Below are 15,118 nucleotides of genomic sequence, written 5' to 3'. Positions count from 1 at the left end.
ACCACACCCGCACCTACTCAGCGGAGGCTTCCTGCGTAGCCAGGGCTTCCAGCCCTGCCAGAAAACCGACGTAACCAGGGCTTTGAACCGCCCCGAGTATCTCGGAGGCTGTTTTGTTTGAGTCGGGACGACATGGCCACGCGGGTAGACACCCAGTTCTACCAGGATGCGAGGGATGCACTGCTCAAGGCGTTGGTCGAATGACTCGGCGCTCGTCAGCTCAAGCAGACTGTCAGTGTTCATCGACGGATCGTCAAGCAGCTCGGCATGGAGCGCACTGACCTTCGCAGTGAGCTGAGCGGAGCGTGTCAGCCTGGGCCTGTGTGGCGAGCTGTGGGTTGCTGAGTGGGGGCCCGTTGCGGGGGTCGCAGTGCCAGGGCATCAACGCCTATTCAGATGACGCTCAGCTCACAGCGCCGTCGCGCGCTCGGCAATCCGCCGCAGCGCCGTCTCGCACACAGGGCGGTAGAGGGGTGCCCAGCGCGGGATCAGGAAGCTGACGCGGCAGCGGGTGGTGCCGAGGGGGATTACCTCGTGGCCGGTGGCGGCGATGCCGGCGACGCGCCAGGTCCAGCTGCGGCCGGGCTGCCAGTGGGTGATGCGAAACGGGAGCCAGGCGCCCAAGGGCGTCTGGATGTGGCCCGTGGTGTCCGGGCCGATGCAGCGCTGCGGTGAGCGCACGGCGCGGACGCTCGGGCCCCAGCGCGGCCATTCCTCGGTGTCGATGAGGATGTGCCAGGCGGCCTCGGCGGGTGCTGGGATGACGGCGCTGACGTGGTGCATGCTCTCGTGGCGCATAGCGCAGCGGGCTGCGGCGCAGCCCGTTGCAAGGGCGCGACCCGGCGCGCCATGCCAGGGCCGCGTTGACGGCGGCGGGCCGCGGCAACGGGCGCTTGCTGCCGGGTCGGGCTAGGGCGTGATGGGCAGGTACACGAAGGCCCGCGGCACGCCGGCGCCGACGATCTCGATGGCCTGGGGCTCGTAGTAGTTGCCGAGGTCCACGGTCCGGCCGGCGGGGTAAGTGCCGAGGGTGATCTGGTTGCCGGTGACCCGATACTCGCCGTCGCCGGGGGGCATTTCCAGCAGGATGCGGCAGGGGGCGATGGCGCATTGGCCGGTGTCGCCGGGCTTGACGGTGACGGTGATCGCACCCGAGGGGTTGCGCTCCAGGCCGGTGCAGGCGGCGGTCATGGCTAGCGCAAGCACGGCGGCGGCCTTGGTCATCGCTCCGACCATGTGGCGACACTCACTGCGGACTGCAGCGCGTGGGCCTTTGCGCTTGCGCCGGAGCCTGTCAGCCAGGGGTGAGCCGCCGTCTGGATGGACGCGGGAGGCTGCGGCGGCGCAGGCAGCCGCGCGCCGGTGGTCGAGCGCCTGTGCACCGTGGCGCTCAGACACCGCGGATGGCCCGGTCCATGCGGGCCTTGGCGTCTTTCCAGGCCTCACTGCCGACGCTCTCCTCCACCACCAGCTCCATCAGGCCATAGGCGAGGGCGCGGGCCTCGGCGTCCATGTCGCGCAGCTTGATGAGCTTGAACAGGCAGCCGGCGCGCTCGTACTCAAGCGTGTTGGCCAGCGCGTAGAGGGTCAGCGCGTTGGCGGACTCGGGGGCCTGCTCGATGAAGGCGACGCTGCGCGCCAGGGCCTCGTTGCCGGACACCAGGGTCATTCCCCCGCCACCGTCATGCGGTCGATGAGCCAGGAGCCGGTGGTGATGCTGCTCGCAAAGTCATGGTCGTTGCCCACGGCGACGAGGCCTTTGAACATGTCGGCGAGGTTGCCGGCGATGGTGATCTCCTCCACCGGGTACTGGATTTCGCCGTTCTCCACCCAGAAGCCGGCGGCGCCGCGGGAGTAGTCGCCGGTGATCATCTTGACGCCTTGGCCCATGAGCGAGGTCACCAGCAGGCCGCGGTCCAGGCGGCGGATCATGGCGGCGCGGTTGTCACGGCCGAGCCCGATGCTCAGGTTGCGCGCGCCGCCGGCGTTGCCGGTGGTGGTGAGCCCCATGCGGCAGGCGGAATAGTGGTCCAGGAGCCAGGTCTTCAGCACGCCGTCGGTGACCAGGTCCTTGGCCGACGTGGCCACGCCGTCGCCGTCGAAGGGCGCGCTGCCGAGCCCACGCGGGCGGAGCGGCTCCTCGTAAATGCGTACGAACTCCGGGAAGACCGGCTCACCGAGCTTGTCCAGCAGGAAGCTCGTGCGGCGGTAGAGGTTGCCGCCGCTGATGGCGCCCGCGAAGCTCCGCAAGAGCCCCGTGGCCACGTCGGCACGGAACAGCACCGGTACCTCGCAGGTGCCGATACGCCTGGCGTTGAGGCGCCCGACGGTGCGCTCGGCGGCGCGCCGGCCCACGGCCTCGGCGGCCTCCAGGTCCTCCGGTGCGCGCGCTGTGGTCCACCAGTAGTCGCGCTGCATGGACTCGCCCTCCTTGGCCACCACGGCGCAGCTCAGCTCGTGCCGGGTGCTGGGATAGCCGCCGACGAAGCCGTGGCTGTTGCCGTAGACGGCGAGCCCGGCGGTGGTGCCGAAGCTCGCGCCCTCGGAGTTGACGATGCGGGGGTCGGCCGCCCTTGCGGCATCCTCGCAGGCGATGGCCAGGCTTACGGCGTCCTCGACGGCGATGTCCCAGGGATGACTCAGGTCCAGGTCCGGCACTTCGCCGGCCATCAGCGCCGCCGGCGCGAGCCCTGCGCAGCGGTCCTCCTGGGTGTGGGTGGCGATGCTGCAGGCCTGACGGACGGCGTCGCGCACCGCGCCGGGGCTCAGGTCCGACGTACTCGCCGAGCCCTTGCGGTGGCCGAAGTAGACGCTGATGCCGAGGCCGTTGTCGCGGGTGTGCTCGACGGTCTCCACCTCGCCCAGGCGCACGGCGATGTCGAGCCCGGTGGTGTTGCTCACCACGGCCTCCGCGGCCGATGCGCCGCGCCGCTTGGCCTCTTTCAGCAGGTCTTGGATGGTCTCTTCGAGCAGGGCGAGCCGCTCGGCGGTGTCGGCCGTGGCCAGGTTGGGCATGGGTCTGGTTCCGGGTTCCGTGTTCCGTGTCGGGTCAGGTGTCATGGTGGGGGGCGGCGGGTTGGTTGCAAAGCCGGGACTCGCGGCGGGCTGCGGTGTGACCGGCCGCGTCTCTGGTCTGGGGCTCTGCTGTTGCCGGGTTGCTCGTCTGTTGCTGGGTGTGCGGCCGGCTCAAGTCGGCCTGCCCAGGGGGCCGGCTGAAGCCGGCGTTGCCGGGGGCGCCGACTGACGTCGGCATACCCCGGTGTCAGCCGGCGGTGCCGCCGACGGTGAGGCTCTCCACCCTGAGGGTCGGCTGGCCGACGCCCACGGGGACGCTCTGGCCGTCCTTGCCGCAGGTGCCGATGCCGTCGTCGAGCCTGAGGTCGTTGCCGATCATGCTGACGCGGGTCAGCACGTCCGGGCCGTTGCCCACCAGGGTGGCACCCTTCACCGGCCGGCCCACCTTGCCGTTCTCGATCATGTAGGCCTCGCTCGCGGAGAAGGTGAACTTGCCGGAGGTGATGTCCACCTGGCCGCCGCCGAAGTTGACCGCGTACAGGCCCTTGTCCACGGAGGCGATGATCTCTTCCGGGTCTTTGTCGCCGGGCAGCATGTAGGTGTTGGTCATGCGCGGCATGGGCAGATGGGCATAGGACTCGCGCCGGCCGTTGCCGGTGGCGGCCATGCCCATCAGGCGGGCGTTCAGGCGGTCCTGCATGTAGCCCGCGAGGATGCCGTCCTCGATGAGCGTGGTGCAGCTGGTGGGCGTGCCCTCGTCGTCCACGCTGAGGGAGCCGCGGCGCTGTGGCAGGGTGCCGTCGTCCACCACGGTGACGCCGGCGGCCGCCACGCGCTCGCCCATGCGCCCGGCGAAGGCCGATGTGCCCTTGCGGTTGAAGTCCCCCTCCAGCCCGTGGCCCACGGCCTCGTGCAGCAGCACGCCGGGCCAGCCGGCGCCGAGCACGACGGTCATGGTGCCGGCGGGTGCGGGGCCCGCCTCCAGGCTCACCAGGGCCTGGCGCACGGCTTCCCGGGCGAAGCCGAGGGCGCGGTCCTCGTCCAGGAACCAGCTCAGATCCCGGCGCGCGCCGCCGCCGCTGCTGGCCTGCTCGCGGCGGCCGTCCTCTTCGACTACAACGCTGACGTTGAGGCGGATCAGCGGGCGCACGTCGGCGCTCATGCGGCCGTCGTCGGCGATGACCAGGATGGTGTCCTGCACCGCCACCAGGCTTGCGATGACCTGCTTCACCCGCGGGTCCGCGCGGCGGGCCTCCGCGTCCACCCGGTGCAGCAGGGCCACCTTGTCGGCGTCCGCGAGGCTGTCGATGGGGTTGAGCGGCTGGTAGAGCCGGGCCACCGCGGGCGTGGTGCCCGTGGCCACGCTGGCCTCGCCGCCGCTGCCGGCGATGGCGCGGGCGGCCTCGGCGGCCTGCGCCAGCGCCGGGAACTGGAGCTCATCGGAGTAGGCGAAGCCGGTCTTCTCGCCGGCGATGGCCCGCAGGCCCGCGCCCTGCTCGATGTTGAAATTGCCGTCGCGGATGATGCCGTCCTCCAGCACCCAGGACTGCAGGCGGCTGGACTGGAAGTAGATGTCCGCGGCATCGATGGCCGGGCTGTGCAGCGCGCCCACCAGGCGCTCCAAATGCCCGTCGTCGAGGCCGACGGGGGCGAGGATCTGGCTGCGGGCGATGGCGAGGGTGTCTGACATATCGGGCGTTGGTACGGAGTACGAAGTACGGGGAGCGGAAGACGAAGTACGGGAACCCAGTGCCCCTTAGCCTGTCGGCGTTGGAGATGGGCGGTGCTAAAGCAGAGAGGTTGGGATTATCCGGCGGTTGCGCAACAAAGCGCGACGTACTGCGTACTCCGTACTTCCTCACTTACACCTCAACCGCCGATGCTCAAGCGCCGGAAAGGTGCGCCGCACCGAGTCCTGGAAGCCGCGGTCGATGGGGGAGCAGATGCAGCCGGTGCCGCGCGGTACCTGCGCCAGGATGGCGCCCCAGGGGTCCACGATCATGCTGTGGCCATGGGTCTCGCGGCCGCTCAGGTGGTAGCCGCCCTGGGCGGCTGCCACGACGTAGATGAGGTTCTCGATGGCGCGGGCGCGGACCAGGGTCTCCCAGTGGGCCTTGCCGGTGAGGGCCGTGAAGGCCGCCGGCACCGCCAGCACCTCCACGCCGCTGTCCACCATGTGGCGCACCAGCTCCGGAAAGCGCAGGTCGTAGCAGACGATGATGCCGAGCCGACCGAAGGGGCTGTCCACCACCACGGGGTCGCTGCCCGCCTCGATGGTGGCGGATTCCTCGTAGCGCTCGTCGGCGCCGGGCAGGTCCACGTCGAACAGATGAATCTTGTCGTAGCGGGCGATGCGCACGCCCTGGTCGTTGTAAACCAGGGCCGCCGCGCGCAGGCGCTCGGGCGTGGTGGGCCGCAGGGCAATGGTGCCGCCCACCAGCCAGACACCGAAGCGGCTGGCGGTCTCCGCCAGGAAGCGCTGCAGCGGGCCGTCGCCGTCCGCCTCGACAATGGACAGGGTGTCGTGGTCGCGGCGCCCCATGAAGGCGAAGTTCTCCGGCAGCACCACGAGCCCGGCCCCGGCCTCGGCTGCGTCACGGATCAGCCGCTCGGCTTCCAGCAGGTTGGCGTTCACGTTGGGGCCGGTGGCCATCTGCACGGCCGCGACGCGGGGCTTTGGGCTCATGGGGCTTCACTCCGCACGGCGTCGCAGCGGGCGATGGCACCGTTGTGACGCGCGTGTGACGATAGGGTCTGAGCGCGCAAAGATAGCACCCTGTGCCGGCCGTCGCGCAGCCGTGCCCGGATCGGCGCACGCGGCGTCGCCGCGGTGGCGGTGGCGCAGTGGCGCTGTCCCGTCGCCGGCACGGGTCTCAGTCCTGGTTCAGAAAGGGGCTCACCGGTGCCGGGGGCGGCTCGCGGGCGCCCTGCTCTGCGCCGGTGGCCTCGCTGCGCGTCGCCTCCGGCAGCAGCAGGTCCGGCACCGAGCGCACGCCGTTGCTGCCGGCGACGCGGCGCACGTCCGGCGCCGTCCAGGGCCCCGTGATCTGGTACTCATAGCTAGCGAGCGCGCTCACCGCATTGCCGGACACCCGGTCCGCCAGCAGCACCGCTGCGCCCACCAGCGGGCCGCCGGCGACGGCACCGGCGATGGCCACGCCGGTGCCGATCTTGGGCGTCACGCGCACGCTCTGGTCGAAGGTCTGCTGCACCAGGTCTGTGCTGCCGCGCACCTGGATGTCGGCGGTGGAGGAGAGAATGTCGAAGCGGCTGATGCGCGCCGTGCCCGTGCCGATGACGAGTCGGCCGTCGATGCGATCGAAGGTGAAGCCCTCGTCCAGCACGTCGCTGAAGTCGAGGCTCAGGCGCCGCTCCAGGGCGCCCAGATTGAGCACACCGAGCATGCGGCCCACGCCGGGCTCCACGTCCAGCAGGCGTCCGGCGCCGATGTCCACGTCCAGGGTGCCGCGGGCGCGCGGCAGGCGGAAGCTGCCGGGGCCGCCGGGCCAGCTGAGGCGCAGCGCCGCCTGCGACGGCGCACCGTCGAGGGCGCTGTAGTAGCCGGCATCGCGCAGCAGCTGCCCGAGGTCCCGGCTGCGCAGGTCCACCTCCAGGCTGGTGTCCGTGTAGTCGGTGGCATCGCGGGTCCAGCGGCCGGTGCCCGATGCCGTCACCAGGGGCCCTGACAGCGACAGCTCAGTGGCCGCGAGCCCATCCGGCCGGCGCACGAGCGCCACGTGCAGGCGCCCCAGCGCATGGCTGCCGCGGCGCAGGGCCTCGATCTGCAACGTCAGCGGCGGCAGTCTCCGCGGGTCCGGGCCGACGTCCATGGGGCCGGTACGCTCCGCCCGGGCCGCGAGCAGCGGCGCCAGGTCCAGGTTGTCCAGGCGCACGACCATGGGCTCATCGCTGCCGGCGGGGAGCACGACGCTCGCGCTGTTGTCGTCGGCCTCCAGTCCGATGCGCCAGCCGCCCGCGGTGTCCTTCGCCAGCGCGGCGCGCACCGCCGTGAGGCGCAGGTCGCCGAGCCGCAGCGATTCGGCCCGCAGGCGCACGGGCAGCAGCGGCAGGTCCTGGGGCTGCGTCGAGCGCTCGGCCCGCGACAGCAACGACCCGTGCGCGCCTGCCCAAGCCAGCCAGGCGCCGAGATCCACGGCGCCGAGCTGCCCCGAGACCTGGATGCCCGGCTGCTCCGGCAGCGCCTCCGGCAGCCGGCCCAGGTCCACGGCGATGCGGCGCGGTGCCAGGGCCTGCTGGTCGCGCGCGAAGGCGAGCCGCGCGCCCAGGTCGCCGAGCCGGGCGGTCACGTTCGGTGGCTGCCCGGGCGTCAGCCGGGTGTCGATGCGCAGCGCTCGCTCGGTGGCTTCGGCCTTGCCGAAGGGCGCCGGCAGGTCGAGGGCGACGCCGGCGAGGTCCGAGCGCAGCGCGACGTCCAGCGGCGGGCGCTCGGCGGCGGCATCGGCGTTGCTGAGGCTCGCCTCGAGGCGCCAGTCGGCGCTGCCCGCGGCGAGCGCCCACCACGGGCTCGGCAGGGCCTCTGCCAGGCGCGACACCGGGGTGCGGCCGGTGACCATGACGTCGGTGCGCCCCGGCGCCCCGGCGGTCTCCGGGCGCCGCGTTGCAATGTCCACCCGCAGCGGCTGCTCGCCGAGGCGGGCGCTGATGCCGTCCGCCTGCACACCGCCCGCATCGAAGCGCAGGGCGCCCGCGAGGTCCGTGAGCCGCAGGTCAGCGTCGCGCAGGGTCACCGCCGCACCGGTGCCGAAGTCGAGCCGCCCGCTGTAGCCGAAGCCCAGCCCGCGGCGCAGGGGGACGTCAAGCGCAAGCCGCAGCCGCCCGTCGCCGCTCGCGTCCAGCGCCCGCGGGATGCCGGCCAGGTGGCGTGACAGCGGCGTGTCCGCGAGCACCGCGAGACCGTCCGTGAGCGGGCCGGTGCCCTCGGCCTCGATGTGCATGTGCCGGGGCTCCCAGAGGTTCGGCATCCGGGCGCTGCCGGCGGTGACCCGGGTGCTCAGCATGCGCGCGGCGGCGAGCGCGATGTCGAGCCGGCGCCGGTCGAAGCGCAGTGTCACGTCCATGTCCTCCAGGCGCGGCCAGGTGGACCGGCCCGGCTGCGCCGCTGCGGCCGGCGTCGTCGCCGCGCTCATGCCCGGCCCCTGCGGCCTGGGCTTTGGCGGCTGGTAGTCCAGCACGCCGTCGCGCACCCGCAGCTCCAGCCGGAACCAGCCGTTGCCGGCATCGAAGGGGAAGTCGCCGAGCGGCCCCCGCAGCAGCAGGTCGCCGGAGGTGAGCCGGCCCGCCACGATGGCACGGTCCAGCCAGGCCTCCAGCCGGTCGTCCATCTTCGACGCCGGCAGGTAGCGGGGCACCGCCTCGGCGTCGCCGCCGCGGATGTGGGTGTGCAGATCGATGACCGGCGGGGCGCCCGGCAGGGTGTGCAGCGCAAGCCGGCTCAGTGTGGTCACGTCCGGCGTGTCGGCGGCGAGGGCATTGCTGCGGATGACGATGCCGTCATGGGTGCGATGCCACTGGAGCAGCCCGGCGAGGCGTGTCAGCGTCAATGGTGCGATGAGGTGCGGGCGCAGGTCCAGGTGTGCGCCCGCGGCGGAGAGGCCCAGGGCGCCGCGGTCCGGTGCGGCGGAGAAGGTGAGATCGATGCCTTGAAGCGGCGGGACTGGGCCTGCCGGGGCCGGCGTCTCGCCATTGCCGGGCGCCGGGCCGATGCCGAGGCCGCTGATGCGCCCGTCCGCCAGCCAGTCGGCGGCGCCGAGGGTGCCGTTGCCATCCCCGTGATCGGCGTCGGCGTCGGCGCCGGCCAGGTCCAGGCGGAAGCGCAGGGCCTCCAGCCGGCCGGCGATGCGGCCTGCCAGGACCTCGCGCAGGGCGCCGGGCAGCGCGTGCGGCACCGCAAAGCGGGCGATCTCCGCGAGCCGTGCCAGCTGCAGGCCGGCGATGCGGCCCTGCATGGGCTCGCCCATGGGCTCGCCGTCGCCGGGTCCGAAGCCGCCGCTGAGCCGCAGGGCAAGCGCTTCCCCACCGAGCAGCGAGCCGAAGAGCCCGAGCTGTGGCACGTCGAGCCGCCAGCGGGCCCCATGCCGCTGCCACCGGGCCAGGGCGGACACGTCGCCCAGGTCCAGGTGCGCAGGGGCGGCGGCATCGGCGCCATCCGCCGCGGTCGCAGCCGGTGCCGCGGCGGTGCTGCGACGCAGTCTCAGGTCGTCCAGCCAGACCCGGGTGGTGACACGGGTGGGGCGGCCCGTGGCGAGCTGCGCCCAGGCGGTGACATGCACACCGTCCGTGGCGATGCGCAGGCGCCCGGGCAGCCGTCCCCGCAGCACCCGGGCCAGGTCGCTGCCGCGCCAGTCCGCATAGACCCGCCCCGACCAGCTTGTCGGGCGGCCGGGCGGCCCGCGCAGGTCCGCGAGCAGCGTCAGCTCGCCCGCCGGGTCGCCCGGCGGGGCGGCCTGCATGCGCAGCCGATGGGTGGCGCCCTGGTTGATCAGGTCCAGATGCGACACCCGGACGTCGAGCGTCGGCACCCCGGCGAAGCTGTCGGTCCAGTAGATGTGGCTGTCGGCGAGGCTGAAGTGGCCTTCCCGGAGGAAGAAGGTCGCGGTGCCGTCATCGCCGCCGCCGAGCTGGTCCAGGCCGCGCACGCGCACGCGCCCATCCGCCCCGCGCTGCACCTCGATGCGCGCGCCCACCAGGGTGACGCCGTCGATGCGCGGTGCCAGCGCCAGCAGCGAGGCGCGTAGATCGAGGTCCACGTTCAGGGCCGCCAGCGCCAGCAGCCGCTCGCCGCTCAGTGGGTCGCTGAGCACGGTGTCCTCCAGGCGCAGCTCCGGCTGCAGCCCGCGCAGGCTGAGCCCGAGCGCCCCGACGCTGAGCTCCGCCCCCAGCACCTTGCCCAAACGCTCCTCGACCAGGCCGCGCAGGCCGTCGGCGTGGGGCAGGGCCAGGCGCAGCAGGAGCGTCAGCAGGGCGAAGGCGATGACCGCAGTCGCCGCGAGGCCCGCCAGGCGGCGCAGCAGGGTACGGAGCATGCGAGTCATGCAGGGCGCTTCAACGCCGTCGGGCGACGGCGGGGCTGCTCGGTTGCGGGGACCTTAGCGGACATGAGGTCGCGAGTGGGGCGCGGCGCCGAAGGGGAGGCGCCCGGCCTCAGATCAGCACGACATCGTACTGCTCCTGGGTATACAGGGCCTCCGCCTGCAACCGGATGGGCTTGCCGATGAACTCTTCCAGCTCGGCCAGGTGGCCGGACTCCTCGTCCAGCAGCCGGTCGATGACCTCCTGCGAGGCCAGCACCAGCAGGGTTTCCACCTCGAACTGGCGCGACTCCCGCAGGATCTCGCGGAAGATTTCGTAGCAGGTGGTCTCGGCGGTCTTCATGGAGCCGCGCCCGCCACAGCAGGGGCAGGGCTCGCACAGCACGTGCTCCAGGGATTCGCGGGTACGCTTGCGGGTCATTTCCACCAGGCCCAGCGCCGAGACCTCGGTGATGTGCGTCTTGGCGTGGTCCTTGGCGAGGCACTTCTCCAGCGCGCGGAGCACCTGACGCTTGTGCTCGTCATCGGTCATGTCGATGAAGTCGATGATGATGATGCCGCCGAGGTTGCGCAGGCGCAGCTGCCGGCAGATGGCCTGCGCCGCCTCCAGGTTGGTCTTGAAAATGGTCTCCTCTAAGTTGCGGTGGCCGACGAAGGCGCCGGTGTTGACGTCGATGGTGGTCATGGCCTCCGTCTGGTCGATGATCAGATGCCCGCCGGACTTGAGCTGCACCTTGCGCTCCAGGGCCTTGCGGATCTCGTCCTCGACGCCGTAGAGGTCGAACAGCGGTCGCTCGCCGGCGTAGTACTCGATGCGCTCGACGATCTCGGGGATGTACTTGGCCGCGAACGGGGTCGCCTTCTCCACGGTGGCGCGGGAATCGATGCGCACCCGCTCCACCTCCGGCGTCACCAGGTCCCGCAGCGCCCTGAGCGCCAGCGGCAGGTCGTCGTGGATGAGGCCGATGTCGGCGCCCGTGTCGCAGCGCTCCTTGATGCCGCGCCAGAGCTTGGCGAGGAAGGCCATGTCGCGGCACAGCGCGTCGTCGTCCACGGCCTCCGCGGCGGTGCGCGCGATGTAGCCGCCGGCGTCCTCGTGCTCGTCGACGTAGTTTTGCAGGATCTCGCGCAGGCGCTTGCGCTCCTCGTCGTCCTCGATCTTCTGCGACACGCCGGTGTTGCCGAGCCGCGGCATGAAGACCAGGTAGCGCGAGGCGATGGAGATGTTGGTGGTGAGCCGGGCGCCCTTGGTGCCGATGGGGTCCTTCACCACCTGCACCACGATGTGGTCCCCCTCGCGCACCAGGTCCATGATCTGCTCGCTGCGCGGCTCGCCGTCCTTGCCGATGATGTCGGAGGCGTGCAGGAACGCCGCCCGCTCCAGGCCCACGTCCACGAACGCCGCCTGCATGCCCGGCAGCACCCGGCAGATGCGCCCGCGGTAGACATTGCCCACCAGCCCGCAGCGCTCGGCGCGCTCGATGATGATTTCCTGCACCACGCCGTTCTCCACCACCGCGACGCGGGTCTCCGGCGGGGTGACGTTGATCAGGATCTCTTCACTCATGGCCTAGCAGATGGCGCCGCGTAACCGGGTTTCATGTTCTGGTCCCCCTATCCTGCGCCAAAATTAACGGGGACGGTATACGTAATTGTCCCGATCCGGCGCAGCGCCAGCCGCCGTGCATCCGCCTGGGGACGGTCTCTTCATCTCAGGCGCCGTGCGCTGCTTCATCCCCCAGGTTGCCCGGCGCAAGCAGCCGGATGCCCTCGGCGGCCAGCAGCTCGGCCGTCTCGAACAGCGGCAGGCCCACCACGCCGGACCAGCTGCCCTCGAGGCCGGCGACGAACACGGCGCCCAGCCCCTGCACCGCATAGCCGCCGGCCTTGTCCTGCGGCTCGCCGCTGGCCCAATAGGCCGCGGCCTCGGCGGCGCTGATGTTGCGAAAGCGCACGCGCGTGCTGGAAAGGCGCACGCGCTCGGCGGCACCGAGCAGCGCCACCCCGGTCAGCACCTGGTGCTCGCGACCCGACAGCAGCGCCAGCATGCGCGCCGCATCCGCTGCATCCGCGGGCTTGCCGAAGATCTGATCATCGCAGATCACGGCGGTGTCCGCCGCCAGCACCGGCGCCTGCGCCTCGGTCGCCGCAAGCGCGCCATGCGCCGCCCGGGCCTTGGCCAGGGCGATTCGCAGCACGTAGTCCGCGGGCGCCTCGCCGGCACGCTGCGTCTCGTCCACGTCAGCGCTGCGCACCGTCACGCTGAGCCCGATCTGCGCGAGCAGGGCGCGACGCCGCGGCGACCTGGAGGCCAGGATGAGCCGCTGTGGTCCGCTCGGTGCGCAGCCTGGTGTCGTCGCCTCGGGTGCCATGGGTCCTCAGCCGCGGTGGTAGGGGTGCCCCTGGAGCTGGCTCCAGGCCCGGTAGAGCTGCTCGGCCACCAGCACCCGCACCAGCGGATGCGGCAGCGTCAGGGGCGACAGGGACCAGCGCTGCTCGGCCCGCGCCAGGCAGGCCTCGGACAGCCCATTGGGCCCGCCCACCAGCAGGGCAACGTCGCGGCCGTCCGCGCGCCAGGCATCCAGCTGGGCGGCAAGGGCCTCGCTGCTCCAGCCGTGCCCGCGCCCGTCGAGCGCGACGATGCGTGCGCGCGGGGGCACCGCCGCCAGCAGCCGCTCCCCCTCGTCCCGGCGCAGCCGCGGCAGCTCGCCCGCGCTGACGCTGCCCGTGCGCCCGCGGCCCTTGCCCGCGAGCCCGCCGGGCAGTGCCTTGAGGGAGAGGGCGCACTCGGGCGGCAGGCGCCTGGCATAGTCCTCGAACCCGGCATCCACCCAGCCCGGCATGCGCTGGCCGATGCTGATCAGGTGGATGCGCACGGCGGCGGATCGGCCCCGGCTCAGTCGTCCGTGGCCTGATCCAGCAGACCGAGCAGCCGCGCCGCCTCGGCGCCGACGTCCGACTCTGGTGCCAGATCCCGCGCATGGGTCAGGGCCTGCCGGGCGGTGTCCAGGGCGCCCGCCTGCATCGCGACGAAGCCCAGACTCAAATGGACGCGCTGGGCCTGCGGCGCCGCCGCCGTAGCCTGCCTGAGGACATCGAGCCCCGCCTGGGTGTCGCCCGCGTAGTGCAGTGCCAGGCCCAGGTCGTTCTGGGCATCCACGTCCCCCGGCGCCAGCGCTGTGAGGCGCTGGTACAGCGGCACCGCCGCGGCGAAGCGTTGTGCCCGAAACAGCCGGTCCGCCTCGCGTGCCAGCACTGCCGGGTCGTCGCTGGCCGCGGCGGCGGTCGCCGCCGCATCGCTGCCGTCCAGCGCCGCCCGCATCTGCTCACCCAGCTGCGTCACGTCCGGCTGCGGCGTCGCGCCGGGCGCGGTGCGCGTGACGGCGGGCTTGGGCGGGTGCCGCAGGTAATAGTCGCGCGTCACGGCGAACACCGTGAAGCCGTAGAAGAACAGGCCCAGCACGACGACGAGCCATTGCAGTGGAGTGAGCTTTGGGAACATGGTCTTGCATGCCGGTGCGGCCGGAACGGAGTCGGGTGTCCCGGAGTGGGATTTCGCTGCGCCCCCGGGGCGTGGTGGCACAGGTCTCGGCTCCGGCGCAGCTGGGGCATGCTCGGAGCCGCCGGTGACGCTGTCAAGGCGGCGCGCACATCCCGGCTGCGCGAGAGGCTTGTGCCGCGGCGGAAATCATTTATGCTTCAGCCGCCTGTCGTGATCGCACCGGGATGCTGGCCGCGCGGCCCGGGGACGCCCACCGGCGCCTGCCGATGCGGCGCGTGTCGCAGGCGCTCTATGCAGGCGCTGCCGGTGCCGGGCTGCCGGTGCCGGCCTACCGGCGCCTTCGCCGCGCCTGATGCGCAGGCCACAGCCCGCGAGCCGCGCACAGCCGCAGGCATCCGCCAGTCGCTGCCTTACATTCACGCAAACGCAGGAGATACCGCCATGGCTACCCCCGTCAAAGAGCTCCAGGGCATCAACGATACCGTACTGAGCGCGCTCACCGCGCAGGACATCAACGACAATCTGGCCCTGGTCGAGGCCGCAGCGACGCCGGCGGCACGCAAGGCATTGGCGGCGGACTGCGGCGTGAGCGCCTCGGACCTGCTGGAGCTGGTGAACCGCGCCGACCTCGCCCGGATCAACGGCGTCTCCGGCGTCTACTCGGACCTGCTGGAGGAGGCCGGTGTGGATACGGTCAAGGAGCTCGCCACCCGGCGCCCGGACAATCTGCACGCCAAGCTGCTGGAGACCAACGAAGCCAAGTCGATTACCCAGCGCCCGCCGACGGCCGCCCAGGTGGAAGACTGGGTGGAGCAGGCCAAGGCCCTGCCGAAGATCGTCACCTACTGACCGGCGCGCGTCCGCTGCCGCCGATCCCGCCCGCCGCGGACAAGCCCCGACCCGCCCACTGCCACCACCGGAGTTGTGCTCCATGCGTCTTTCGTCCCTGTTGCGGGTGCTGTATGCCACCGGCGCCATCGCGTTCCTGTCGCTCGGTCCCGGCGTCGTTGCCGCGCAGCCGCCGGTCACCGGGCCGGCTGCCATGCCGGTGCCCGGCAGCGCCGGGCCGCCGCAGGGACCGGGGGCGCGCGGGTCACATTCGAGCCCCGCGCGAGAGGCCGCGGCGACCGTAAGCGCGGGCCTGGAGAAGCTGTTCGCGTTCGTGCGCGGCAGCGAGGGCGCGCAGAACCGCCTGCAGACGGCGGCCTTCCTCGACCGGGAGATCGCACCCTACTTCGAATTCGATGACATGGCCCGCTTCGTTGCCGGCGCCCGCTGGCAGGCCCTGACACAGGACCAGCGCGAGGCCCTGGCGGCGCAGCTGGAGGCGCGCATCCTGTCGGCGGTCGCCGAGCGGTTGATCGGCTACGGCGGCGGCGCCGGCGCTCGCGTGCAGTTCGTGCGCCCGCGCACCGCCGGCCGGCCGGACCGGGTGGATGTGCAGGTGGGGCTCGCGGGCCAGCGCGGCGGCTATCCGACAGCCCTGAAGCATGATCGGCCGCCAACGCAGCCGGCGGCGCCGGCGCGGCGATGTCGGATGTCGCCGAGCCGT

General features: G+C 72.3%; 13 protein-coding genes. 2 read left to right on the top strand and 11 right to left on the bottom strand.

All coding sequences use genetic code 11. The features are described from left to right. Nucleotides 1-408 precede the first annotated feature (408 nt). From QZ607_RS21500 to QZ607_RS21450, 11 genes are all read right to left on the bottom strand, one after another. Entirely contained in the window at nt 409-798 is a 390-nt protein-coding gene (locus QZ607_RS21500; protein ID WP_295887018.1) for an SRPBCC family protein, read from the bottom strand. A 111-nt stretch (nt 799-909) separates the two neighbouring features. Continuing rightward, on the bottom strand, nt 910-1,224 hold the full coding sequence (locus QZ607_RS21495; protein ID WP_295887016.1) for a hypothetical protein: 315 nt from the start codon (nt 1,222-1,224) through the stop codon (nt 910-912). A 166-nt stretch (nt 1,225-1,390) separates the two neighbouring features. Continuing rightward, nucleotides 1,391-1,669 carry a hypothetical protein gene (locus QZ607_RS21490; protein ID WP_295887014.1) on the bottom strand — a complete coding sequence of 93 codons (279 nt, stop codon included), beginning with the start codon at nt 1,667-1,669 and terminating at the stop codon, nt 1,391-1,393. Beyond that, the gene (pmbA, locus tag QZ607_RS21485; RefSeq protein ID WP_295887012.1) at nt 1,666-3,015 is read right to left on the bottom strand and encodes a metalloprotease PmbA; all 1,350 of its coding nucleotides are present in this window, start codon (nt 3,013-3,015) and stop codon (nt 1,666-1,668) included. The genes QZ607_RS21490 and pmbA overlap by 4 nt, the downstream gene beginning before the upstream one ends. Before the next feature lie 247 nt (nt 3,016-3,262). After that, the gene (gene tldD / locus QZ607_RS21480; protein WP_295887010.1) at nt 3,263-4,705 is read right to left on the bottom strand and encodes a metalloprotease TldD; all 1,443 of its coding nucleotides are present in this window, start codon (nt 4,703-4,705) and stop codon (nt 3,263-3,265) included. 168 nt (nt 4,706-4,873) lie between these two features. Beyond that, nucleotides 4,874-5,701, bottom strand: a complete 828-nt coding sequence (locus QZ607_RS21475) for a carbon-nitrogen hydrolase family protein (protein ID WP_295887008.1) — start codon at nt 5,699-5,701, stop codon at nt 4,874-4,876. 187 nt (nt 5,702-5,888) lie between these two features. Further along, nucleotides 5,889-10,067 (bottom strand): YhdP family protein, encoded by a 4,179-nt coding sequence (locus QZ607_RS21470; protein ID WP_295887006.1) that lies wholly within the window; start codon nt 10,065-10,067, stop codon nt 5,889-5,891. Nucleotides 10,068-10,176: 109 nt separating this feature from the next. After that, nucleotides 10,177-11,631 (bottom strand): ribonuclease G, encoded by a 1,455-nt coding sequence (rng, locus tag QZ607_RS21465; protein WP_295887004.1) that lies wholly within the window; start codon nt 11,629-11,631, stop codon nt 10,177-10,179. 145 nt (nt 11,632-11,776) lie between these two features. Continuing rightward, nucleotides 11,777-12,436, bottom strand: coding sequence for a nucleoside triphosphate pyrophosphatase (locus tag QZ607_RS21460; protein WP_295887001.1), 660 nt, complete (start codon nt 12,434-12,436; stop codon nt 11,777-11,779). Between the two features lie 6 nt (nt 12,437-12,442). Beyond that, nucleotides 12,443-12,940 (bottom strand): 23S rRNA (pseudouridine(1915)-N(3))-methyltransferase RlmH, encoded by a 498-nt coding sequence (rlmH, locus tag QZ607_RS21455; protein ID WP_295886998.1) that lies wholly within the window; start codon nt 12,938-12,940, stop codon nt 12,443-12,445. Between the two features lie 20 nt (nt 12,941-12,960). Continuing rightward, nucleotides 12,961-13,566, bottom strand: a complete 606-nt coding sequence (locus tag QZ607_RS21450; RefSeq protein ID WP_295886996.1) for a tetratricopeptide repeat protein — start codon at nt 13,564-13,566, stop codon at nt 12,961-12,963. 441 nt (nt 13,567-14,007) lie between these two features. Here QZ607_RS21450 and QZ607_RS21445 point away from each other — a divergent pair, with 441 nt between their 5' ends. Continuing rightward, a complete protein-coding gene (locus QZ607_RS21445) occupies nt 14,008-14,415 on the top strand; it encodes a DUF4332 domain-containing protein (RefSeq protein ID WP_295886994.1) in 408 nt (135 codons plus the stop codon). A gap of 82 nt (nt 14,416-14,497) precedes the next feature. Beyond that, nucleotides 14,498-15,118 (top strand): ABC transporter substrate-binding protein (locus QZ607_RS21440; protein WP_295886991.1); only part of this gene is annotated, 621 nt, incomplete at its 3' end.

This window comes from uncultured Thiohalocapsa sp. (genome assembly GCF_913063425.1).
GTDB lineage: Bacteria > Pseudomonadota > Gammaproteobacteria > Chromatiales > Chromatiaceae > Thiohalocapsa.
This window is presented reverse-complemented; position numbering and strand designations above follow the sequence as displayed.